We start from the raw sequence: 23,284 nt of genomic DNA, 5'->3' as shown, positions 1-23,284 counted from the left end.
TCACCCGATTCGTTAGAATCAATGCCTTCGTCTACAAGGGAAACGGCCATGCTCTCCTCTCGCACACCTCGGGTTTATCTGGCGGGCTTTGACGTCTTCCGAAGCGACGCCATCGAGCACGGGCGTTATCTGAAAGCGCTGTGCAACGCACACGGCCTCGAAGGGTTGTATCCATTCGATAACGAGGTCACGCAGGGGCTGCCGCCGCAGGAAACGGCCGCGCTGATCTGCACTGCCAACATCACGATGATCAAAGGCTGCGATGCCGTGCTGGCGAATTTGAATGTGTTTCGCGGTGCCGAGCCGGATTCCGGGACAGCATTTGAAGTCGGCATGGCCGTGGCGCTGGCCAAACCGGTGTGGGCCTACTTCGATGACCTCGGATCGCTGCGCGAGCAGATCCAGCACGACGCCGAAGGGTTCGATGCACAGGGGTTTCAGGTCGAGGACTTTCATCTGCCGAAAAACCTGATGCTGGCGTGCACCTGGGCGGGCAGCAGCGCGACGGCCGAGGGCGCGATCGAGGCGCTGGCCCGGTATCTGTCAGCACAACGCTGATGCTCGCCCGGTGATGAGGCTTCGGCCGCAGGCCTAGGAGCGCGCTTGCCCGCGATCTGGCGCGAAGCGGCAGTCATCGGGTTGATGCTTTCTGCCTGAAAGGGCAAAGGTGCCTGGCTTTACGGCTGCTGCGCAGCAGATCGCGGGCAAGCGCGCTCCTAGGCCTGCGGCCAGAAGCCTATTCACCTCCACCTAAAGAATGGCATCTGCAGGAACGACATCGGCGTCAACCTCACACCGCAGGTATCACTCAGTTACTTCAACAACCCTTCCACCACGTCTGGCGTGACGTAATGCGGGCCGTCGAACAGGTACAGCGGGTAGCCTCGGTACGCTGCAATCTGGGGTTTCAGTTCGTCGGCCGTTGCGGAGCGAAAGCCGCCGCCGACCTGAGGGCGAAACGCTTCGACGATGATCTTCACGCGGTTTTTGCCCAGGGTTTTGCGCAGCGCATCGGCATAGGTGCGCGCGACCGGGGCAGTGCGCGCGTAGACGCCGACGCCGTCCTGGAAGAACACCCCGATGTCGTCCGGCAGCCAGGACTTGAGCCAGTCAGCCGTGGCTTGCGGGCCGATGTTGGCACCGTCGTAGACGCTGATCCACAGCGGCCTCGGCAAGCGGGCGAGCAACGCGGGCAGTTCTTTGGCGCGGCTCCAGCTGGGATCGACTTCCGCGGGAAAGTACCATCCGGTGACATTCAATGGCGTTTTGACCCGGGCCATCTGCTCGGACAACGTCGCCAGTTCCTCAATGTTGTCCCGCGAGCGGTTTTCACTGAAGAACCCTGCCAGCCCAACGATCACATCTTGCGCCCAAGGCGCTTTGGCAATGCGCGCCCAATCGGGTAAGGCCGGCACCTCAGGCAACCCGCTGCCGGGCACAAACGCCTGGCCGTCCACCGCGGTCCATTGCACCAGCAATTCATGGGCACCCAGCTTTTGCCACTCGCCCTGAATGCCCACGGTCGCGTTGTCCGGCTGCCAGACAATGCCCGCAATGTTCGGTCGTGCGCCTTGCCCGAGTTCGTACAACGCATCGACAGCCACACCCATCACGCCTACCAGCAGCGCGGCCAACGAGGTTTTCAGCCATCGCGACATTCCGGGCCTTTCCAAAACATCCCTCCCGATCTGAGTCACCAGGCAAACGTCATGCGCGCAAACACCCCTTGGGCGCTGTCGTCACCAAACACCTTCTCGCGGTACTGCACGGAAAAGTCGATGTACGACTGCGGCGCCTTGTGCCGGGTCTCACGGAACCAGTAGCGCACGCCGACTCCGACACCCGCCCCGCCCGCGCTGTCGCCAGAGGTTTTATTGCGACCGAGGGCGTCGACTTCACTGTGCATCTTCGAGTCGTAATCCACGGCGGCGACCACGTGCGGAAAGACGACCAGCCGTGGGCTGACCCGGTCCAGGCGAATACTGCGACCCAATTGCCATTCACTGTTGAAGTAGTTGCGTTTGTCCTGCAGATAACGCCCCCCTTCAGCGTAGAACTGAGAGGTCCACCAGCTCGGCACATCGACGCGCAGGTCGGTGCCGATGCTCGAACCATAGCCCAGCCGCACCAGCCAGTCGCCGTCGACCTTCGAGCCTGCCAGCGGGAAGGTGCGCTCGAATGCCGCCATCACGTTGTAGTCGGAAAACGGTTTGATCCGTGCCCCGACCGCGCCCTGCAAGGCATCCAGCCCTTTGTCGTTGCCACTCTCCTTGTTCCACAGCGTGTCGGTCACGCGCCCGTACAGTTCGACGAACCGTGCGTCGCGATACCCGGCCGGGCGCCAGAACACTTCGGTGCTGTTCTGCACGCTGTCGTTACTGCTGCTCGGCGCACCGCTCAAGCCGTTGGTAGTACTGGCGCCGCGGTAGGTCGTGGTGTTGGTCACGCCCCAGACCCGCGACAGATCCGATACGGCACGCCGCGTGTCAAACACTTGCTGATCAGGCATCTGCAGATCGCCCGTCTGCTGGTAATCGAGTACGCGCTTGAAGTAGGCAATCGCCTGCACATCGTCGGGCACGCGCATGGCCGTGTACGCCGCGTCCTGCACCTCCTTGGGCTTGAGGCCGTTTTGCCGATCCAGGCGTTTGAACACGCCCAGCGCGGCGCGATCATCACCGGCCTGACTCAGGAAATACGCCATCTGCACCTCATCGCCCGGCTGCAACTCACCGGCATCGCGGGCCTTTTGCAGGCGTTCGAGCGCTTCGTGCGGCTCGCCCATCGCGGCATACAACGACGCCTGTTCGCGCAGCGGCAAGTTGCCGACGGCCAGCGCTTGAGCAAAGTCCTGCTGCGCGCCGGGCTTGTCGCCCAGACGCAGCCGCATCTGCCCGCGCTGGGCCAGCAAGGTGGCGTCATTGCCTTTCAGGGCCAACGCTTCGGTCGCTGCAGAACGTGCATCGGCGTATTGCGCCTGCGCGATCAATGCGCTGACCAGCAACCGGCGATAGGCGATCTCGTCCGGATAACGCCGCACCACGTCACGGGCGTAACTGACCGCAGCCTCGTTATCGCCCCGCGCCAACGCCTGGTAGCCCTTGGCGGCGGTGACCACGGCAATCTGTTCGTGGACCGATTGCAGACGCCGGTCCAGCACCGCTTGAGGCCCGACCGCCTGAGTCGCCTCGTTGATCGCGACCTCGGCCTCCTCCAGATGCTGCTGACGCTGCAACGCCTCGATCAGCATCATCCGGTAGTCGAGGTTTTTCGGCGCCTGGAGGATCGCTTTGCGGGCAAACCCGGCCGCACGGTCGTAGTCGCCATTGGCGTACGCGCGCAACGAACGGTTCCCGTCCAGATAACCCGGTTTGGGTCGCGCATCCGGGTAACGCTCAGGGTGATCCCGGCGGTCTTTGTCGCGCTCCGCCAACGTGATCAGCTTACGCAGCTGATCCACGTCGTCGCGTTGGCGCAGCGCCTCCCGGGCCTTGGCGATCGCGAGGTCGTAATCCTTACGGTTGTAAGCGCTGTAGGCCTCGTTGGCGATGGCAAACGCAGGACCGGTCAACGGCAGCGGCAGGATGTGCGGCTGCGCCTGAGCCTGGCACAGGAGCGGCAGCACGCCGAGGCCAAAGCCAAGGTGCAAACGCAGGTGACGATGCAGCAATACAGGGAGCTTCATGAAGGTTGCTCCGTTTGAGCGTTCGACGCCGACTGGCTGTGCTGCTTCGCCACGGCCTGCTCGATGGTTTCCCGAGACAACACATCGGTGTCCACGAGGTAATCGCCGATACGGCCGTGAATGTGCGGACGGTACTGCAACATGGCGCGATTGAAGGTCTGGCGATCCAGCAAGCCCTGGTCGATGAGCAAGTCACCCAGCAACGGCGTGGCCGCGGAAAGCGGTTGACCCGCCACCACGTCCAGCCGGCGCAACTGCTCGATGATCTCGCTTTCCCGGGCAATCAACTGCACCGGCTCTGCACCCATCTGGTCCGTGATTTGCTGCAAACCTTCTTCAGTCAGTGGGCTGGCCACGGCGATTTCCGGGCGGCCTTGGCTGTCCAGTGCTAAAGGCACCACGCGCCAGCGCAACCAGTATTCGTCGGCCAGAATCGATGTCGGTTGGACCTTGGCCGCCAGGTCGAACACCCGCGGCAAGTCGTTCTGAAACGCAATGGCTTCCGCCAGGGTTTCGTCGTCGAGCCAGCCGTGACTGAGCAGGATTCGGCCCAACGGCAACTGTCGCGTCTGCTGTTGCTGCAGCGCGGTTTGCAGCTTTTCGTCGTTGATTGCCTGCCAGGACAACAGCACGCTCCCCAGCTTGCGAGGCGCTTGCGCCACCAGATCGGTCGACGGAAAGTCATGCATGGTCTTGTCCCAGACCAGCTTGCGGTTGAGCAACTTGCCCACCAGAAACAGCCGCCACGCGCGGGCGGCGGCCATGAAGTTGACGAAATTGCCGACGATCATGCGCGGCATCGACAACAGCCCATGCTGCCAACCGTAAAGAATCGTGGTGAAGTAGCACCGATGCGCCATGCGCCAGAGCAATGCGACGCCGTTGGCCGCCAGCAGAAAGCCGACCAGCCCGTTGTTCTCGAACGGCGTTGGAAAGCTGATGTTCCACAGTCCACTGGCGCGCAGGACGATCAACGCCAGCAACTGCATAAGGATTACGTAAGCGATGATGCTTACAAACGAAGTCACCACGCCTTTACGGTCGCGAAACAGCAGGTAGCGGTTGGCAAGCGAGCCCGTCCAGCCCATCTGTTCCCAGCCTTGCAGGCCGATGCCGAGGGTCCAGCGAGCCTTTTGACGGAACGCCGTGCGAAAGGTATCCGGGAAGAATTCGCGGACACACAGCGGCATTTCAAGGGTCGATTCGTACGGCTCACGGAACCACGACTTGCGCAAAACCCGGTACTGCACCGGGAAGCGCACGAAGATCGCGCTCATGCCGTAACGCGCCAGCCGCGCGCCGACGTCGTAGTCCTCGGTCAGGCTGTCGGTGTTGAACGGCTGGTTGCGGTTTTCATCGGCGAGCACCTGCAGCGCACGTCGCGAAAAGCAGGTGCCGACACCGGCGGACGGCACGCTGTCCGTCATGCTTTCGCGCACCACCAGGTCCTTGCCGTGCCACTCGGCGAACTCGTCCATGTAGGTGCCTGCCACCCATTCGTACCAGTTACGCTCCAGCGACACGACCGGTAACTGAATCATGTCCTTGCGTGGCAACAGGTAGTTGAACAGGCGCAACTCCAAGGGGTGTAACACGTCCTCGCTGTCGTGCAGCACGACGCCGGCGAAGCTCACCGCGTGGGTCTGCTCATACAGAAAGATCGCCTGAATGACCCAGTTGAGGCAGTCGGCCTTGCAGGTCGGACCGGCGTGGGGCACTTCCACGCGATGCAGTTGCTTGTAGCGCCGACGCATGCGCTCGACTTCATCAATGGTGCGCTGATCGTTGACGTAGGTGCCGACGAAGACCACGTAATGCTGGTAGTCCAGCGTCGACACCATGTTCTCGATCATCGGCGCAATCACATCGTATTCCAGCCACGCAGGCACCATGATCGCCAGTGGTTGCTCATCCCGCGCCATCAACTGCTCTGCAGTCAGCGGACGGTACCGGCGCTCGGCCGTGAACTTGCGGTACAGACGTCGTGCCCAGTACCACAGGTCGATGAACAGATCGTCCAGGCTCGACACCAGGATGATCGCCGCGACCAGGATGGTCGCGACCTCCAGCGCGCTGTAGTAATGAGCCAGCCAATAGGGCCAATAAAGCGAGGTCATCGCGGCTCCCGTTACTGGCGATTGCGACGGGCGCGACGGCCAGTCAGCAGCAACACGAGAAACGCAATCACGCCTGCCGGAATCAGCCACAGCAATGAGGGTTTGCGCCAGGCATCCAGCCCTTTGGGTTCCTGGTCGTCAATCATCTGGCTGCCGGTCGGGTCCTTCGCGTCGAAGGTAGTCAACGCGCCGCTGTCGCCCAGAATCGTGACATTGCCGCGCTCAAGCAGCACGGGCCGCGCGAAGTCTGGCGCTTGCCCGCCCAGCGTGCGATAGACCATCCCATGCTGGCTGCCAGATTCGACCACTTGCAGTGCCGCCAGGTGATTGAGCGATTTCAGGTCGAGCAACGTTTGCTCCTTGTGATGAATCAGCAGACGCCCCTCGTAATCGACCTGCACCGTTTCATCGCTGTCCTTGACCGGCACTTCGAAGGTGAGAAATGCCTTGTCCGGAGCAATGGCAGATTTGGCATCGGCATTCACCTTCAGCTCGGCGCGCAGTGGCGACACCCCGCTCGCACTGGCGATGCGAATCAGTTGCGGCAGGCTGCTGGCGGGACGGTCCAAATAGCTCTGCGGCACCACCACTTCTGTGCCCGACGCAAAGCGCGCCGCCATGCCTGAGAAGTCGTTATCCAGCGCCGTCTTTTCCAGCGTTATGTGGCTGCTCGGCAGCACGGAAACCGGAAAGGCCTGTGGCGTTTCGCGGCACAGGTCACTCACCGGCTGACGCTGAAAAGACACGCGCAAGGTGTTTTGCGCCGCCAGCGCGTAACGTGGAATACGCGCTTCGATGCGCTCCTTCTGGCCGTCTGCGTCCAGTTGTTTCGCGCCAATCAGGTAATCGTTGAGGAACAGGCTGACCACCGGAGAGGTGCCGGAGGCGCCCGGAGCGGCCGCTACATCGACAGCGGCGCGGGTCGGAATGCGACCGTCATATGCCACGCTACCAAGGGGAAAACTGGCGCTCCAGTCGCTCTTGGCCAGCACGTCGATGCTGCCTGGCTGGCCGCCCAGACGGCTCAATGCGACGCGACCGTCCTCGCTGAGTGGCAGGTTGGCTTCTTCACCCACGGTCAACTGGCGTGTCTTCGCCAGCTTGTTCCATGCGGCGCTGAACAGACCGATGGCCTTGCCCGCAGCATCCTGGTTGATCATCAGCACCGGGCGTGCGCCCAACAGCGCCAGACGCACATTGTCGGTCCCTGGGTTATTCAGCGCACCGTTGGCATGACGCTCGCGCCATTGAGTGAAGGCGCTCGCCGCACTGGCATCGGCGCTTTGCACCTGACGCTGCAATGCATCCAGAGAATCATTGATCGCCTTGAGCAACTGCGGATCGCCGACCGCCAGGTCGGCGCTCAGTGCGTCTGTTTGCCCCAACATCAACAACGCGCCGATCTGCGCCGGATCGTCCAGCGTGTGCATGCCTTTGCCGTCCAGGCTGGCGAACGCCGGGATCTGTTTCAGCTCGGCGGGAACGTTCAGCGATCCAAGGTCGATGCTGTCCTTGACCGAAGGAAACGGCACGATGCGTGCTTGCTTGCCAATCCTCTCCAACGCAACGCCGAGGCGCCAGGCGGCGTCATAACTGGCGCTGGACAACGCACCCGGCGCCACCAGGATCCCCGGTTTGCCGGGCAGTGCGTTCCACGCCGCGCCAACATCCTGCAGCTGACTGGCATCGTAGCTGTAACTCAGGCGGGTGTGCGGGTCGATGCGCAGCACGTTGCCGATGGCGCGGTCGTCTTCGCATTGCACGCGGGAAATGATCGACGACCACGCGATGCCTAGGCGCACCGAACCGCTGTCTCGCGGTGCCTTGTCCACGCCCAGCGTGGCGCTGGCATCGCCCTCCCCTTCGTTGAGCCCGAGCGCGCGGACCGGGTAGCCGTCCAGGGACAGCAACAGCGTGTTGCGACCGGCCTCGCCGTTGAGGTAACTGGCGTCGAAGTGCAGGGTCGCGTCGGTCAGCGGCACGTCCGCAGGCACCGGCAGGTACAACTCCCGCCGGGCATCGGAGGCATTGAGAATGATCGGTCGATCAATGCCCAGATCCTGCAACTCGATGGAGCGCTGCTGCCGGGTATCGGCATTCAGACGGCTGATGGCCTGGCTCAGCGGCGTCTCGGCAGCCAAGGCGAAAGCGGGCATGACAGCCAACAGGCTCATGCCACAGACAAGGGCGGGCAACGCGCCCGGGTGAACGGAAACGGAAGACTTCATTCAGACGAATCTCTTATGACACAAAGGGCGTGGAAGATCTCGGAGCGAGGCGCTTTGCCGACAGTGTCGGATCTGGCGTCTTCATCGTTGAATCCGCTCCCACGGGGGAGTTGGAAGGACCTCGCCCTCGAAAGGGCGGGCCGAAACGTTCAGGTCGTGGCTAATGCAGATTGGCGACCGAACGCCGTTGGATCGACGGCCATTGCGCCTCACTCGGCTCTGGATGCCTGAGCGATGTTTGCGCGACGAACTCGTCCACGGGGCGACCCATCAAGGCGTCGACAATGCGCGCGCACGCTTTGCCGTCGCCGTAGGGGTTCGCCGATCGCGACGCCATGCGCCACAACTGCTCGTCATCGAACAGCGCACAGACCCCTCGCACGATGGCATTCGGATCGGTGCCCACCAGCCGCACGGTGCCTGCGGCCACGGCTTCCGGGCGCTCGGTGACATCACGCATGACCAACACGGGTTTGCCCAGCGAGGGTGCTTCCTCCTGAACACCGCCGGAGTCGGTCAGCACGACATGCGCCAGCTGCATCAGGCGCACGAACGAGAGGTAGTCCAGCGGCTTGATCAAATGAACATTGGGCAAATCGCCCAGACGCTCGGTCACCGGGCCCAGAACATTAGGGTTGAGGTGCACCGGGTAGACGATCTGAATATCGGCGCGGCTGGCGAGGGTCCGCAGCGCCTGGCAGATATCGAGGAAACCGTCGCCGAAATTCTCTCGGCGATGGCCGGTCACCAACAACACTTTGCGCCCGGGCTCAAGGAAGCTGAACTGTCGGTCGAGCGCGACGCGCAACTGACGGTTACTGTCGATACGCTCGGCGGTCATTTTCAACGCGTCGATCACGGTATTGCCGGTCACGAACGAGGTGCCTTGCAGGCGCTCGCCGAGCACGTTGCGGCGCGACTCAGACGTGGGCGTAAACAGGTGATCGGAGATCAGGTCGATGCTGCGACGGTTCATCTCTTCCGGCCACGGCTGGTGAATGTCACCGGTACGCAAACCCGCTTCGATGTGCGCCACCGGGATCCGCCGATGAAACGCTGACATCGCCGCCACCATCGCCGACGTCGTGTCGCCGTGCACCAGCACCTTGTCCGGCTGTGCCTGCTCAAGCACCGGATCAATGGCTGCGTACAGCGCAGCGGTCAGGGTATTGAGGGTCTGTCCGGGCGTCATCACGTCCAGGGTGTAATCGGCTTTGAGCTCGAACATATCGAGCACTTGCTGGAGCATGCTCTGATGCTGACCGGTGATGCAGATCTGCGAATCGATACCCGGTTCAGCGGCGAGCGCCTTCACCAACGGGGCCATCTTGATGGCTTCCGGGCGAGTACCAAATATCGACAGGACTTTGAGTCTTGGATGAGCTCGAGCCATTCATATTCCTCCCGCGCATTTGCATGCGCCGCACGGCAGCGTACTTGTGCCGACGGCAGGCAAGTCGCTCGAAAGTGTCATTAATGGTCGGACGGCAATAATCGGAGAGATGATTCGATGTTCACTTCATTGTGAGAGCGAGGCAGTCCTTAGTGCCCGAAACAGGGACGATTATTAGCAGATAAACAGCACATTGCAAAAGATTTTATAACCTTTTTAATCAATCGCTTAAATTTTAAACTTTCACAAATAAGGGAGGTCAATGAACTATTTTTTCAACGCAAGGCCCGCAGAGCAAGGGCCGCAGCGCGAGGCTGATTTTGCATCAATTTACGCTGAAGAGTAAAGCTTTGAACTTATGCAGCCAGTGTTGTGTCGCGTCGCCACGACACGAACAGCTAATGGAGATACATCACGCTATCAACCTTTTAAATAATGGATCCAAAGCCAACACCCATCATCACGGAAGCCTTAATGACGGCGTACAACTTCAACAATAAACAGAAACTGTATACAGAGAGTGAAACAATATTTCGCCCATCACGGACGAAGAGATGACGCAACGGGCAGAGCAATATTGCACATACCCGTGTTAGCTCGTCATACAGGCGCTAAAGCCTTTCTCCGAACACTCCCACAGGGGGACGGCGCCGGTGTGCATTACGCCAGGTATTTGCGGAACCACTCCAGGGTCCGATCCCACGCCAACCGCGCGGCCGCATCGTCGTAGCGTGGCGTTGAGTCATTGTGGAAGCCGTGATTGACCCCGGGGTAAACGTAAGCCTGATAGGTCTTGCCGGCGGCTTTCAGCGCCTGCTCATAGGCGGGCCAGCCATCGGTAATGGGCTTGTCGAGCTCCGCGTAATGCAGCAGCAAAGGTGCCTTGATGCGCGCGACATCTTCCGCCTTGGGTTGCCGGCCGTAAAACGGCACTGCCGCCGCCAGTTCGGGGTAGGCAACGGCCGCCGCATTGGCCACGCCACCGCCATAGCAGAACCCGGTGATGCCGACTTTGCCGGTCGACGCGTGGTGCGCCATCAGCCATTCGATGGCCGCAAAGAAGTCGTTCATCAATTTCTCGGGATCAACCTTCTGCTGCAGCTCTCGGCCCTTGTCGTCATTGCCCGGGTAGCCGCCGACGGACGACAGGCCATCAGGCGCCAACGCGACGAACCCGGCCTTGGCCACACGACGGGCGACGTCTTCGATGTACGGATTGAGGCCACGGTTTTCATGCACCACCAGCACCGCCGGTACTTTCGCGCTGGCCTTGGCTGGCCGCACCAGATACCCACGGACCTGGCCGTGGCCTTTGGGCGATGGATAGGAAATATACTCGGCGACGATGTCGGGGTCGGTGAATTCGACCTGCTCGGCCAGCGCGTAATCCGGGCTCAGGGATGACAGAATCGCGGTCGCGGTGAGTCCACCCAAGGCGAACACCGCCGCCCGATCAAGAAATTCACGGCGGTTGATCTTGCCGTGAACGTAGAAGTCATACAGCTCGAGCAATTCAGGGGCGAAATCCTTGGCAGTGAGACGGGTCATCTGTGCACTTCCTCATTGATTGTCGGCTTGGCACCGCGCCTGAACCTTACGACTCGGTGGCGCGGTAACGAACAATCATTAAAGCAGTGTTTTGACCCGATAGCAGGTGGCGGATTATTCAGGAGAGCTGGTTGATCGATCGCCGTCGCACATCACCACCTGCCCCGTCGAAAAAACGCGATGACTTTATATATAAACAGGCAATAGCTGACGCGGTGTGATTTCACACAAGCGCTACTTCGTTACATAGGCGCGCCTCAACGCTTACTTTAAAACCTGTCCTGACCTTAACTGCACGAGTCTCTATAAAATTACGCCACCCGCCCGTTAACACTCAGCCCACACCCTCACTTAGCAATTTGTTTGCCAATGTCCACAATCGGAGACATCATCGCTCAACCAATTGAAAAATATTAATTTTTTATTAATCGCTTTACCATTTTCCGGTTACTTCCCCAATAACGGGGAAGAACACCCCCCACACTTAGGGCTTTCCATGCACCTCCATAGACACTTCCCCCCCTTCATTAAATTATTTCAAAATATAACTTCCATTTTTTTCTCGCAGCGCTATTGTCACTCTCAGCAGCCTTCTGTCTTCGCGACAGTACGTGATCGGCAACCGTAAGCGCCGACCTGTCGTCTGCACCGCGCCATTCAACTTTCAGTCGACGTGATGTTCACGAGGACCGCTATTGCTTTGGCCTGTTTTTAAACAAGAACACTGCAAACAGTTCCGGTAATCCTTCACTTACCGAGAGTGCCGATATCATGAATCACCTGATGAGCGTTCGATCCCTGCGTCTGACCTGCACCCTCGTGGGTGGCCTGATTGCCGGTTGCCTGTTGATACCCCTAGCCTCTGCGGCGACACCTGTGGAAGTGGTCGCGCCCGGCCCGGACATCCCCACGCTGCAATCGATGCGCGGCGTGACGCCGCCCGATCCCTCCGGTACCGAAGGCGGGCGCAAGGTCGACCTGATGGGCGACTTCGTGCTCAACCGCGACGCAGCGATTCGTTTGGGCAAGGCGATGTTCTGGGATCAGGACTTCGGCAGCGACGGCTTCACCGCCTGCGCGTCCTGTCACTATCACGCTGGCGTGGATCACCGCATCAGCAACCAGCTCAATCCGGGTCAGGCCCACACCAACGCCAACGTTGCGTCGCTGTTCAGCAAACCGTTCATTGCGCCGAACATCCCGGGGGATGTGCCGTCCTACACCACCCTGTCCGGCGGCAAGGGCGGCCCCAACTACACGCTGAAGAAAGCCGACTTCCCGACCCACGTGCTGGCCGATCCGCTGGACCGTAACTCGGCGATCGTTTATTCCTCGGACGATGTAGTGGGCTCACAAGGCGTGTTCGAAGCCAACTACGTCAGGCCTCGTCAGCCTCGGTTCGACCGCTGCACCCCGCAAACCGACGCGTTGTTTGCGGTTGGCAAGACCAGCGTGCGCCGAAGCACGGGACGCAACGCCCCAACGGTAATCAACGCCGCCTTCAACGTGCGCAACTTCTGGGATGGGCGGGCCAACAACGTGTTCAACGGCTTCTCGCCATTCGGCAATCGCGACCCCGACGCCGCCATTTTCGTGACCACTGAACGCAACCCCGTGGCGACCAAAGTCAGGCTGGCGCTCAATGACGCTTCTGCCGCTTCCCAGGCGGTCGGCCCGCCCGGCAGCCCGGTGGAGATGTCCTGTGGGGGCCGTACGTTTGCCGACATTGGTCGACGCATGCTGGACTCATTGGCGCTCAGCCATCAACGCATCGCCTCCAATGATTCGGTGTTGTCGTCGATTGCCGTGCGGCGTCCCAGCTACCGCGACCTGATCAAGGCGGCGTTCCACCCACGGCTGTGGAACGCCGCGCAGCCGGTGTCGCTGGGCGGCGTCGACTATGCGCAGATCGAGGCGAATTTCCCGCTGTTCTTTGGCCTTGCCATCCAGCTGTATGAGTCGACGCTGGTGTCCGACCAGACGCCCCTCGACGCTTACCTGCAAGGCAACACCCAGGCGATGGACGCGCAGCAGATTGAGGGCATGAACCTGTTCACCGGCAAAGGCAAATGCGTGGCGTGTCACGCCGGGCCCGAGCTGACCAATGCCGCAACACGCCTGCGCCTCGAACCCCGCGAGCGTATTGAACGGATGGTAATGGCCGACAACCTGGTCACGCTCTACGACAACGGTTTCTACAACACCGGCGTGCGCCCGACCGAGGAAGACCTGGCGCTGGGTGGCAGCGACGCCTGGGGCAACCCGCTGTCGTTCACCCGTCAGTACAACACCCTGCTGCAAGGCCTGAGCGTGCCGGACCCGTTCGAGGTCGACGTGTGCAAATTCGAAGCACCCTTGAGCCCGGCCATTCCGTGTGATGCGACGCTCAAGCCTAATGTCGGGTTCCGCGACTCGATCGATGGTGCCTTCAAGACACCGACCTTGCGCAACATCGCGCTGACCGGGCCGTACTTTCATAACGGCAGCCGCTCGACGCTCAAGCAAGTGGTGGAGTTCTACAACCGTGGCGGCGACCGGCGCGGTCAGGACGCGAGCAATACCAGCGGGTTCGACCATCCAAGTGTGAACCAGCACAACGCCTCGAACCTGGACCCGGACATGACCGCGCTGAACCTGACCCCAAGCGAAATAGACGCACTGGTCAAATTCATGGAAGTGGGCCTCACCGATCCACGGGTAGCGTGGGAACAAGCGCCGTTCGATCATCCGTCATTGACGATCGCGCAAGGGGAAGTCGGTGACGAGAACGCCGTGACCGTCCGGCCGGTGGACGCCAGCTCCACCACGCCACGGGCGAAAGACCTGGAAATCATGCTCAACGCCGTCGGGGCCACGGGCCGCCGTCCGAGCGATGGACCCCTGATGCCATTTGCCAGTGATTTGAAGTGAGGTGCCGGTAAGGGGATGCGGTGGGTCAGGTACATACGTTTTGAATGACCCAACGCGTTCGTCCGAAGTGCGGCCCATACCCTCGTAACCTCGGACGTCTCCCACGGGGATTCCGGTGTACCCAGGACTTAGCTCAGCCATCCGCCCGCTGCTCATTGATGAAATTTCGTTGCCTCCTGCAACTAGTCTGCAAACCCGCAGTCCTATCCGCGCCCCGAAATCCCGTTCAGCAACCTCCCCGTTTGATCACCCGAGCTGTCCGCCTCATGCGCCCACCTGTTCAGCTGTCTCGTTTTGCCCTGCTCAGCCTTGCCGCTTCGCTCTACCTCGTTACCCCACCGGCCATTGCCGACGGCGAGCGACAACTGGCGCAAGCCATCAACAGTTATCGGGCGCATCCGCAGCGGTGCGAAGGCCGGATCGCTTCGCCAATGCCGCCGCTGTCGTTGAAGGCCAACGTCGCCCTGCCGGTGGGCTATGGCGGCAGCTTGCGCGAAGGCTTGAAGGCGGCGGGTTATCAGGCCGCCACGGTTCAGAGTATTCAACTGGTCGGCGCACGTGACGCCGATGCCGCGTTCGCCATGCTGCAACGCGAATACTGCGATTCGATGCTCGACAGCCAGGCCGCCGACCTCGGCATCAGCCATGGGGGCGGGCAATGGCAACTGGTGCTGGCCAAACCGCTGGTGGATGCCCGTCTCACCGACGTGCGCGCGGCGGACAAGGCGTTGCTGGCACAGGTCAACGCCGCCCGCGCCACTTCGCGCATGTGCGGCTATCGGCGCTTCGCGGCGGCTCGCCCGTTGAGCTGGAGCAACGCGCTGGGCACTGCCGCCCAAGGTCACAGCAAGGCCATGGCCAACGACAACTACTTTGCCCACCAGGACCCGGATGGCGACACGCCGGCGGACCGCGCGCGGGTGGCAGGTTATCGCGGGCGGCAGATCGGCGAAAACATCGCTGCCGGTCAGGGTTCACCGAACCAGGCCATGCAGAGCTGGCTGGCGAGCCCCGGTCACTGCGCCAACCTGATGAACCCGATGTTCACTCAGGTCGGCGCGGCCTACGCAACCAATACCCGCAGCGATCTGGGCATCTACTGGACCATGCTGTTCGGCGCCCCTTGATCGCGTCTACCGTCACTTCCCACTAGCCAGCCCATCACAGTTGTATGATAACGTACGAAAACTCGTTTTCCGGGTGGCTTTGCCGGCGCCCGAGCGGGGATTCCGTTTCGATCCGATCACAATAAAAAGGGAAACATCAATGACCAAGTTCAAACTGGTGGTAGGGTTTGTGTGCCTGTTTTCGGGCTATGTAGCCGCTGCGCCGTCTGCCGATGAGCAAAATGTCGCCAAGGCCGTCGACCAGATGACCCAGGCCATGTTGCACAAAGACATCAAGGCACTGAGCGCCCTGACATCAGACAACGTCACCTACGGTCACTCCAGCGGCAAGATTCAGAACAAGCAGGAATTCATCGCCGACATCGAAACCGGCCGCAGCGGTTTCAAGACCCTTCAGATGCTCAACCAGAAAATCACCCTGGACGGCGACACCGCGCTGGTTCGCAACCACTTCTCCGCCCAAGCCGTGAACAGCGGCGTCGAAGTACCGACCGAGATCGAAAACTTCCAGGTCTGGCAGAAGCAGAAAGGCCACTGGCTGCTGATCGGCCGTCAGGCATTCAAGTTCTGATCGACCGCTGATGCACCTGTGGGAGGCGGCGTATCACCGTCGCTGTTCCCACAGGTCCACCTTGCGTCGTTACAACGCTTCCAGTTCCCACAACACCTCCAGAACATGCCGGGTCGAGCGTTCGACCTCTCCGGCCCGATGGGCGATGCCCAGCTCTCGCCATAACGACGGCTGCAACGGACGCATGACGATGCGGCTCTCCGGCGCCGGCGTCGACGCTTCATGGGGCAGTACCGTCGCGCCATACCCGGCCGCCACCAGACTCTTGATCGCGTCGTTGTAGTTGAGCTGAATGCGCGGCGTCGGTTGCGGGCCTTCTGTTGCGAACCACTCCCCCACCTGACGCGACAGCCGGGTGCTGTTGTCGTTGAGAATCAGCGGTTGGGCCGCCAGCCAGGCGGGCGAAATAATGTCCGGGCACGCCCAGCGCGCTGGCAGGAACGCCATCACCGGGTCACGTCGCCACGGTTTGATTTTAAGCCCCTTGACCGGCGATTGCGGCAACGCAATCACGCCGATGTCGAGACTGCCATCGGCCAGTTTCTGCAAGGTCTGCTGCGAAGTGAGCACCGCCACCTGCACATCGATGCCCGCGTGCTCCTGACTGAGCGTTTCCAGCGCCTGCGGTATCAGTTGCGCGATGACGCCGGTCGACGCGCCGAGCCTGACCCGCCCGGCCAGGCCCTGGACCTGACGCTCGACATCTTCGAGCGCCTGTTCGGCATCGGCCAGCAAACGACGGGCCCGTTCGATAAGCGTTTCCCCGATCGCCGACGGCTGGACGCGACCTCGGGTGCGCGACAACAACAGCCCGCCGACACGCTCCTCCAGATCGGCAATGTGCAAGCTCACTGTGGGCGGCGCCAGGTTCAACACCCGCGCCGCTTCAGCAAACGAGCCGTGGTCGGCAATCGCCACCAGTGTGCGTAACCGGTCGAGGCTGATCTCACGCACAGCACCACTCCTTCATAAAATCTGAATCTGATCATCAATAAATTCAACTTTTCCTATCTTACGCCTTGTTCGAAGATGCTTGCCATTGATGACTGTAAGCGAGCGCAACCTCATGACCCTTCCTGTTGTTTTCATCGACGGTGACCAAGGCACGACCGGCCTGCAAATCCACCAGCGGCTGCAGGGCCGAACCGACCTGCAACTTGTGACGCTGCCTGCCGCACAGCGCAAGGACGCCAGAAGCCGTGCAGCGGCCATCAACGCCTGCGACATCGCAATCTTGTGCCTGCCCGACGACGCCGCCCGTGAGGCCGCAGCGAGTATTGAGAACCCTGCCGTACGGGTTATCGACGCCAGTTCTGCCCACCGTACCCATCCGGATTGGGTCTATGGGTTTGCGCAGATGAGCGAACAGCAGAAAACGCTCATCGCCACCGCTCGCCGGGTGACCAACCCCGGGTGTTACCCGACGGGCGCCGTCGGACTGCTGCGTCCTTTGCTGGACGCCGGGCTGGTGCCCCGGGACTACCCGATCAGCATCAACGCGGTGTCAGGCTACTCGGGTAAAGGCCGTGCCGGTGTCGATGAATTCGAGGGGCCGGACGCTGCCCAGGCGACGCCGTTTCAGGTGTACGGCCTGAGCCTGGCACACAAGCACGTGCCGGAGATCCAGCAATACAGCGGCCTCAGCGAACGTCCGATGTTCATCCCGGCCTACGGTTCATTCCGTCAGGGCATCGTGCTGACCCTCCCGCTGCAACTGCGCTTGCTGCAATCGGGTGTCACTGGCGCCCGGCTGCACGCGTGCCTTGAGCAGCACTACGCGGGCAGCGATTTTGTCGAGGTCATGCCGATGGACGCCTCGCAGGCCCTGACCGGCCTGGACCCTCGGGTCATGAACGACACGGACAAACTGCGGCTGATGGTGTTCGAAAATGCCGGGCACGTGCTGCTGGCCGCCGTGTTCGACAACCTGGGCAAAGGTGCGGCCGGTGCGGCCGTGCAGAACCTGGACCTGATGATCGCGGGCGGTTGAGAACCCGCGCTCAGTTCAACTCAGCGCGCAACCATTCCACCAGCAGGCTCGCCTCTTCCCGGCGCGCCTGCCCGTGGCGGCGGTAGACCGACAGCGCTTCGCTCAGGTGAACGCTTTCGGCGAACGGGGCAATCAGCACGCCGCTGTCGAGCATGCGTTGCGAGGTGCGCCGCCAGCCCATGGCCAGGCCGTGTCCCTCGACGGCGGCGTGCAGCATCAGTGAATAATGATCGAATACCAGCCCACGGGCCTGGCGTGGGACTTGGTGGCCGAACGTCGCCAGCCAGGTGTCCCATTCCAGTTGATAAGCGGGCAAGGCGTCGTGATGCAGCAAGGTGTGGTTGCCCAGCTCATCGAGCGCGACGGGTAAAGCGCGCCCTTGGAGGTACTCTGGGCTGCACACCGGAAAGACCTCGTCAGCAGCCGTGAACAACAGCGGATGCAAGCCGTGGTCGCGGTTGCTGCTTTGCATCGCCACGTCGAAGTAGCCCTGGAAGTCAGTGAGCGGGTTGGCCCAAGTGACCATCTTCAGTTCGATTTCCGGGCACTGCTGGTGGAAATTCGACAGCCTGGGCATCAGCCAGTGAAAGGCTTCGCAGGGCTGACACAGCAACACCACTTCATTCTTCCTGGCCACCCCGCGCAGCCGATCCGCCGTGCTGCCCACGTCACGCAATGCATTACCCAACGTTAGGCTGAACTCGCGCCCGGCATCGGTCAGGAAAACCGCCCGGTTGCGCCGCTGGAACAGGCTGATGCCCAGATCCTCCTCCAACGCCCTGATCTGCCGGCTCACGGCCGCCTGAGTCAGGTTCAACTCTTCGGCCGCGCGGGAAAAACTCAACAATCGGGCAGCGGCCTCGAAAGGCAGAAGACTGGCCAGTGGAGGCAGGGATTTGCCGAGCTTATTCATAATGTCCAGTAATGCATCGTGACGAAGACATCATTTGTAGCACAGCCGCCTCGATCGGCAAGATGGGATCGTCGGCATTGATGGCGCCTGACGGAACAGCTTTCTGTGGGAGCGAATCCATTCGCGATGGTCAGCTGAATCGACACATCCCTGTTGCCAGGAATATTTTTCGCGAATGAATTCGCTCCCACAGCTCTCGACCCTCTCAGCGCTTAAGGCAGCCCATGAACCCACCCCGTTCAATCCTCTTGCAAGGCGTGGCGTTCGCGGTGCTCGCGACGTTGAGCTGGGCGTGCAACTTCATTGCGCCGTACGTGCTGCAGGGCTACAGCATTCAGGACTTCATGCTGGTGCGTTTCATGATGGCCGGCGCGCTGGGCGTCTTGCTGCTGCCCCTGTATCGCTCGCAACTGCGCGGCCTGCGCCCACGGCAGTGGATTACCGGCATGGGATTGGGCGCATTGGGGTATCTGGCTTACAGCAGTTGCATCGCGGGCGGCGTGATTTACGGCGGCCCGTTGATGATTGCCGCCTTCATCGGCGCGGTCCCGGTGTTGCAAGCGTTGCTGGGTAACGCCCGCGACCGGGCCTTGCGCTGGGGCCAGTTGGCGATGCCGATTGCCTTGCTGAGCCTGGGTCTGGGCCTGATCAACCTGCAAGTGCTGCGCGACCCGCCGGATGCCAATACGCATCTAGGGGCAGGGTTGGCATTTTCGCTGGGTGCCGTGCTGATCTGGCTCTCGTTCAGCGTTGTCAATCAGGCCACGATGGAACACCTCCACAGCCGCGCCACCAGCGCCTGGACCTGCCTGATGATGATCGGCGCGGGGCTGGCGGCCCTACTGCTGACACCGCTGGCGTGGGCCTCGCATTGGCTGCAACTGCCGGTTCAGGGCATCGACACACCCGCCGCCATGCGCCTGTACGGCTGGGCGATGCTGATCGCGCTGCTCTCTTCCGTGATTGGCGCTTGGGCCTGGAACCTCGCCTCGCGACGCCTGCCCATGGTGCTGTCCGGGCAATTGATCGCGCTCGAATCGTTTTTCGCCACCGCACTGGGCCTCGCGTTTCACGGGCGCTTGCCCACCCCGGCTGAAGCCACCGGTCTGGCGCTGATCCTGTTTGGCACCGTGTATGCGGTGCGCATCATCCTCGCGCCTCGCCGATCCGAGCATTGCCGATCCGCTGCCCAGTGATCCGCCACAGGGTTGACTTCACACCGCACAGACTCAGGAGCATTGCCCATGAACGCCATCGCCGACTACCGCACCTACCCGCTGATCAGCCCGCTGCTCCGTGTAACGCTGGCACCCGATCTGATCGAGGTGACATGGGCGGATCAACGCCGCAGCCCCTTTCATCACCTGTGGTTGCGCGACAACTGCCCGTGCCCGCAATGCGTGTACAGCGTCACCCGCGAGCAGGTGTTCGAGATCGCCGACGTGCCGGAAACCCTGCAGGCGATGAGCGTTGAGGTCGATCGCGACGGCGCGCTGCACGTCCAATGGGATGACGGTCACGAAAGCCGTTTCGACCCCGGCTGGTTACGCGCCCATGCCTACGACGAGGCATCGCGCGCCGAACAACAGGCCAGACGTGTGAACAAGCGGCACTGGGTGGCTGGACTGGAATTGCCGGTGTTCGAGTACGACGCGGTGATGGAAGACCCAAAGGCCTTGCTCGACTGGCTGCTGGCGGTGCGCGACATCGGTCTGACGCAGGTGCGGGGCGTACCCACCGCGCCGGGTTCGCTGAGTGCGCTGGCTGAGCGAATCTCGTTCATTCGCCAGAGCAATTTCGGCGTGCTGTTCAACGTGCAATCCAGGGCCGATGCCGACAGCAACGCCTACACCGCCTTCAACCTGCCGTTGCACACTGACCTGCCGACCCGCGAGTTGCAGCCCGGCCTGCAGTTTCTGCATTGCCTGGTGAACGACGCCGAGGGCGGCGACAGTCGCTTCGTCGATGGCTTCGCGATTGCGCAAACGCTGCGTCAGGAAGACCCGGACGCCTACCGTTTGCTGTGCGAAATCCCGGTGGAGTTTCGCAACAAGGACCGGCGCAGCGACTACCGCTGCCTGGCCCCGGTGATTGCGCTGGACGCCTTGGGCGAGGTTGCGGAAATCCGTATGGCGAACTTTCTGCGCGGACCGCTCAATCTACCGCCTCAATGGGTGCTGCCGTATTACCGCGCCTATCGGCGCTTCATCGAAATGACCCGCGAAGCACGCTTCCAGTTTCATCAGCGCCTGGAGGCCGGGCAATTGTGGTGTTTCGACAACCGGCGCACCCTGCACGCCCGCGACGCCTTCGATCCTGCCAGCGGCGCACGGCATTTTCAGGGGTGCTACGTGGATAGGGATGAACTGCTGTCGCGGATATGGGTGTTGCAGCGTTGACGGTCTGAATCTGGAGTGAACACGTTTTTGCAGGCGCCGGCCCGCTGCACGCCGGCGCTTACAACGCTCATTGTGCAGCAGGCTGTCGACCGTCACCCGCCGATCAGAAAGTTACCCGGACGCACGCCTTCGCCCGCCTCCAGTACCGGCACCTGCGCGTCATCTTTCAGGTTCACACCGGACAACTGCCGCCGCCAGGCTTCGCGCATCAAGTACAGCAACTTGTGCGCGGCCATCGCGTAGCTCATGCCTTCCAGCCGCACGTTGGAGATGCAATTGCGCGCCGCATCGTTGAGGCCGACCCGAGGCGCGTAAGTGAAATACAGGCCCAGGCTGTCCGGCGAACTCAGGCCCGGCCGCTCACCGATCAGAATCACCACCATCCGCGCCTTGAGCACTTCGGCCACTTCATCCGCCACCGCGACACGGCCCTGCTCGACCAGCACCACGGGCGCAACGCTCCAGCCCTCGGCAGCCGCCAGCTCATCGATGCGTTCGAGCATCGCCGGGCTATGGCGCTGCACGGCCAGCGACGACAGGCCGTCCGCCACGACCACCGCCAGATCGAAGCCGTCAGCGTGCGCTTGGGCGTAAGTGCGCAATTGCTCAACCGAGTCCGCCGACAAGCGACGCCCCAGGTCGGGCCGTTGCAGGTAGACGTTTCGGTCTGAGGCGGAACTGTGGACCGTCAGCGTTTCGCGCTGGCGCGCCGCCAACTGCTCACTGAGGGCGGCGTGATCGAAGGGCAAGTGCACAGCGTCTCTGGCTTGCGCGTGAGCAAACTGGAAATCCAGTTGTGCGGCGGTCGGCAGGCTCGTGCCCGCGTGCCCCAAGGCAATTCGCGCCGAGGTCAGCGCGCGCAACTGACGCCAGGCATCGGCTTGCGCGGGGGATTTACTGCGGTCATCGCTCATGGCCCATCCTTCTCTCTTTTCACGGCTACTGCTGTCTCGATCGCGTTATTTCAACTGCGCAAGCGCCTGACGGAACAACGGGGGCACACCCTGCCCCAGACGCACGCCGCCATCGTCCTGACGCAGGATGTCCATGCGCGTCAGCCATGCCTCGAACTCCGGCGCCGGGCGCAGGCCCAGCGTCTTGCGCGCGTACAGCGCATCGTGGAACGAAGTGGTCTGGTAGTTGAGCATCACATCGTCGGAGCCGGGAATGCCCATGATGAAATTGATGCCCGCCACACCGAGCAGTGTCAGCAACATGTCCATGTCGTCCTGATCGGCTTCGGCATGATTGGTGTAGCAGATGTCACAGCCCATCGGCACGCCCAGCAACTTGCCGCAGAAGTGATCTTCCAGGCCTGCGCGGATGATCTGCTTGCCGTTGTACAGGTATTCCGGGCCGATGAAACCGACCACGGTGTTGACCAGAAACGGGTTGAAATGCCGCGCCACGGCATAGGCACGGGCCTCGCAGGTCTGCTGGTCAACGCCATGGTGAGCGTTGGCCGACAACGCGCTGCCCTGCCCTGTTTCGAAGTACATCAGGTTGTTGCCGAGCGTGCCACGGTTCAGGCTCAGGCCCGCTTCGTAGCCTTCGCGCAGAATCTCCAGGCTGATGCCGAAGCTGCTGTTTGCCGCTTCGGTGCCGGTAATGGACTGAAACACCAGATCCACCGGCACGCCTTTCTCGATGGCTGCGACCGAGGAGGTAACGTGAGTCAGCACACAGGACTGGGTAGGAATGTCGTAATGGCGAATCACGCCGTCGAGCATTTTCAGCAGTTCGGTGATGGCGCTGATGCTGTCAGTGGCCGGGTTGATGCCGATCATGGCGTCGCCGTTGCCATACAGCAAACCGTCGAGCACGCTGGCCGCGATGCCCGCCGGGTCATCGGTGGGGTGATTGGGCTGCAAGCGGGTGGACATCCGCCCGCGCAGGCCCACGGTGTTGCGAAAACGGGTGACCACGCGAATTTTCTGCGCCACCAGTACCAGATCCTGCACGCGCATGATCTTCGACACCGCCGCCGCCATTTCCGGGGTCAATCCCGGCGCCAGTGCCTTGAGGCTGGCCTCGGTGGCCTCGTCACCCAACAGCCAGTCGCGGAAACCGCCGACCGTCAGGTGACTGACCACCGAAAACGCCGCCAGGTCGTGAGTGTCCACGATCAGCCGGGTGACTTCGTCCTCCTCGTACGGAATCAGCGCCTCGTTGAGAAAGCGCTTGAGCGGCACCTCGGCCAGGGCCATTTGCGCCGCCGCACGTTCCGCGTCACTGGTGGCGGCGACTTCGGCGAGGAAGTCCCCGGAGCGTGCAGGGCTGGCCTTGGCCATGAGTTCCCGCAGGCTGTCGAAGCGCCAGACCATGCCACCGATGCTGTGGGAAAAGCTCATGCGTAACCTTCCTTCTATCGACTCACTTGATTAACCGGCCGCAGCAGCGACT

Annotated in this window: 17 protein-coding genes; 7 read left to right on the top strand and 10 right to left on the bottom strand. The window is 61.8% G+C overall.

The features are described from left to right. The first annotated feature begins 48 nt into the window (after positions 1 to 48). A complete protein-coding gene (locus tag BLS87_RS00190) occupies positions 49 to 558 on the top strand; it encodes a nucleoside 2-deoxyribosyltransferase (RefSeq protein WP_074749397.1) in 510 nt (169 codons plus the stop codon). Between the two features lie 254 nt (positions 559 to 812). Here the strand turns inward: BLS87_RS00190 and BLS87_RS00185 are convergent, their stop codons facing one another. From BLS87_RS00185 to yghX, 6 genes are all read right to left on the bottom strand, one after another. Further along, on the bottom strand, positions 813 to 1,658 hold the full coding sequence (locus BLS87_RS00185; RefSeq protein ID WP_074749396.1) for an alpha-amylase family protein: 846 nt from the start codon (positions 1,656 to 1,658) through the stop codon (positions 813 to 815). 35 nt (positions 1,659 to 1,693) lie between these two features. Next, positions 1,694 to 3,685, bottom strand: a complete 1,992-nt coding sequence (locus tag BLS87_RS00180) for a bacteriophage N4 adsorption protein A (protein ID WP_074749395.1) — start codon at positions 3,683 to 3,685, stop codon at positions 1,694 to 1,696. Continuing rightward, entirely contained in the window at positions 3,682 to 5,802 is a 2,121-nt protein-coding gene (locus tag BLS87_RS00175; RefSeq protein ID WP_074749394.1) for a glycosyl transferase family protein, read from the bottom strand. Before BLS87_RS00175 ends, BLS87_RS00180 begins: the two co-directional genes overlap by 4 nt. 11 nt (positions 5,803 to 5,813) lie before the next feature. Continuing rightward, on the bottom strand, positions 5,814 to 8,030 hold the full coding sequence (locus tag BLS87_RS00170; RefSeq protein WP_074749393.1) for a cellulose biosynthesis cyclic di-GMP-binding regulatory protein BcsB: 2,217 nt from the start codon (positions 8,028 to 8,030) through the stop codon (positions 5,814 to 5,816). 160 nt (positions 8,031 to 8,190) lie between these two features. Then, positions 8,191 to 9,423 carry a non-hydrolyzing UDP-N-acetylglucosamine 2-epimerase gene (gene wecB / locus BLS87_RS00165; RefSeq protein WP_074749392.1) on the bottom strand — a complete coding sequence of 411 codons (1,233 nt, stop codon included), beginning with the start codon at positions 9,421 to 9,423 and terminating at the stop codon, positions 8,191 to 8,193. Between the two features lie 660 nt (positions 9,424 to 10,083). Beyond that, entirely contained in the window at positions 10,084 to 10,971 is an 888-nt protein-coding gene (gene yghX / locus BLS87_RS00160; protein WP_074749391.1) for a YghX family hydrolase, read from the bottom strand. A gap of 783 nt (positions 10,972 to 11,754) precedes the next feature. Between yghX and BLS87_RS00155 the strand changes: the two genes are divergently transcribed. The 3 genes from BLS87_RS00155 (at position 11,755) to BLS87_RS00145 (ending at position 15,579) form a co-directional block, all read left to right on the top strand. After that, on the top strand, positions 11,755 to 13,881 hold the full coding sequence (locus BLS87_RS00155; protein ID WP_074749390.1) for a cytochrome-c peroxidase: 2,127 nt from the start codon (positions 11,755 to 11,757) through the stop codon (positions 13,879 to 13,881). Positions 13,882 to 14,147: 266 nt separating this feature from the next. Continuing rightward, on the top strand, positions 14,148 to 15,008 hold the full coding sequence (locus BLS87_RS00150; protein ID WP_074749389.1) for a CAP domain-containing protein: 861 nt from the start codon (positions 14,148 to 14,150) through the stop codon (positions 15,006 to 15,008). Positions 15,009 to 15,147: 139 nt separating this feature from the next. After that, positions 15,148 to 15,579, top strand: a complete 432-nt coding sequence (locus tag BLS87_RS00145) for a nuclear transport factor 2 family protein (protein WP_074749388.1) — start codon at positions 15,148 to 15,150, stop codon at positions 15,577 to 15,579. A gap of 69 nt (positions 15,580 to 15,648) precedes the next feature. Here the strand turns inward: BLS87_RS00145 and BLS87_RS00140 are convergent, their stop codons facing one another. Further along, positions 15,649 to 16,533 carry a LysR family transcriptional regulator gene (locus tag BLS87_RS00140; protein WP_074749387.1) on the bottom strand — a complete coding sequence of 295 codons (885 nt, stop codon included), beginning with the start codon at positions 16,531 to 16,533 and terminating at the stop codon, positions 15,649 to 15,651. 112 nt (positions 16,534 to 16,645) lie between these two features. On the opposite strand from BLS87_RS00140, the gene argC reads away from it, so the two are divergent. Next, entirely contained in the window at positions 16,646 to 17,569 is a 924-nt protein-coding gene (gene argC, locus BLS87_RS00135) for an N-acetyl-gamma-glutamyl-phosphate reductase (RefSeq protein WP_074749386.1), read from the top strand. Positions 17,570 to 17,579: 10 nt separating this feature from the next. On the opposite strand, the gene BLS87_RS00130 is transcribed toward argC, so the two are convergent. Beyond that, complete coding sequence (locus tag BLS87_RS00130) at positions 17,580 to 18,482, bottom strand: LysR family transcriptional regulator (protein ID WP_074749385.1); 903 nt, start codon at positions 18,480 to 18,482, stop codon at positions 17,580 to 17,582. Between the two features lie 224 nt (positions 18,483 to 18,706). Between BLS87_RS00130 and BLS87_RS00125 the strand changes: the two genes are divergently transcribed. Then, positions 18,707 to 19,678, top strand: a complete 972-nt coding sequence (locus tag BLS87_RS00125) for a DMT family transporter (protein ID WP_074749384.1) — start codon at positions 18,707 to 18,709, stop codon at positions 19,676 to 19,678. 48 nt (positions 19,679 to 19,726) lie between these two features. Beyond that, on the top strand, positions 19,727 to 20,881 hold the full coding sequence (locus BLS87_RS00120) for a gamma-butyrobetaine dioxygenase (protein WP_074749383.1): 1,155 nt from the start codon (positions 19,727 to 19,729) through the stop codon (positions 20,879 to 20,881). Positions 20,882 to 20,973: 92 nt separating this feature from the next. On the opposite strand, the gene eutC is transcribed toward BLS87_RS00120, so the two are convergent. After that, on the bottom strand, positions 20,974 to 21,795 hold the full coding sequence (gene eutC, locus BLS87_RS00115; protein WP_074749382.1) for an ethanolamine ammonia-lyase subunit EutC: 822 nt from the start codon (positions 21,793 to 21,795) through the stop codon (positions 20,974 to 20,976). A 45-nt stretch (positions 21,796 to 21,840) separates the two neighbouring features. Next, positions 21,841 to 23,232, bottom strand: coding sequence for an ethanolamine ammonia-lyase subunit EutB (locus BLS87_RS00110; protein WP_074749381.1), 1,392 nt, complete (start codon positions 23,230 to 23,232; stop codon positions 21,841 to 21,843). Between the last annotated feature and the right edge of the window lie 52 nt (positions 23,233 to 23,284).

This window comes from Pseudomonas abietaniphila, from assembly GCF_900100795.1.
In the GTDB taxonomy this organism is placed as follows: Bacteria; Pseudomonadota; Gammaproteobacteria; order Pseudomonadales; family Pseudomonadaceae; genus Aquipseudomonas; species Aquipseudomonas abietaniphila.
Note: the sequence above shows the minus strand (reverse complement) of the source record. Positions and strands in the feature narration are given on the sequence as shown.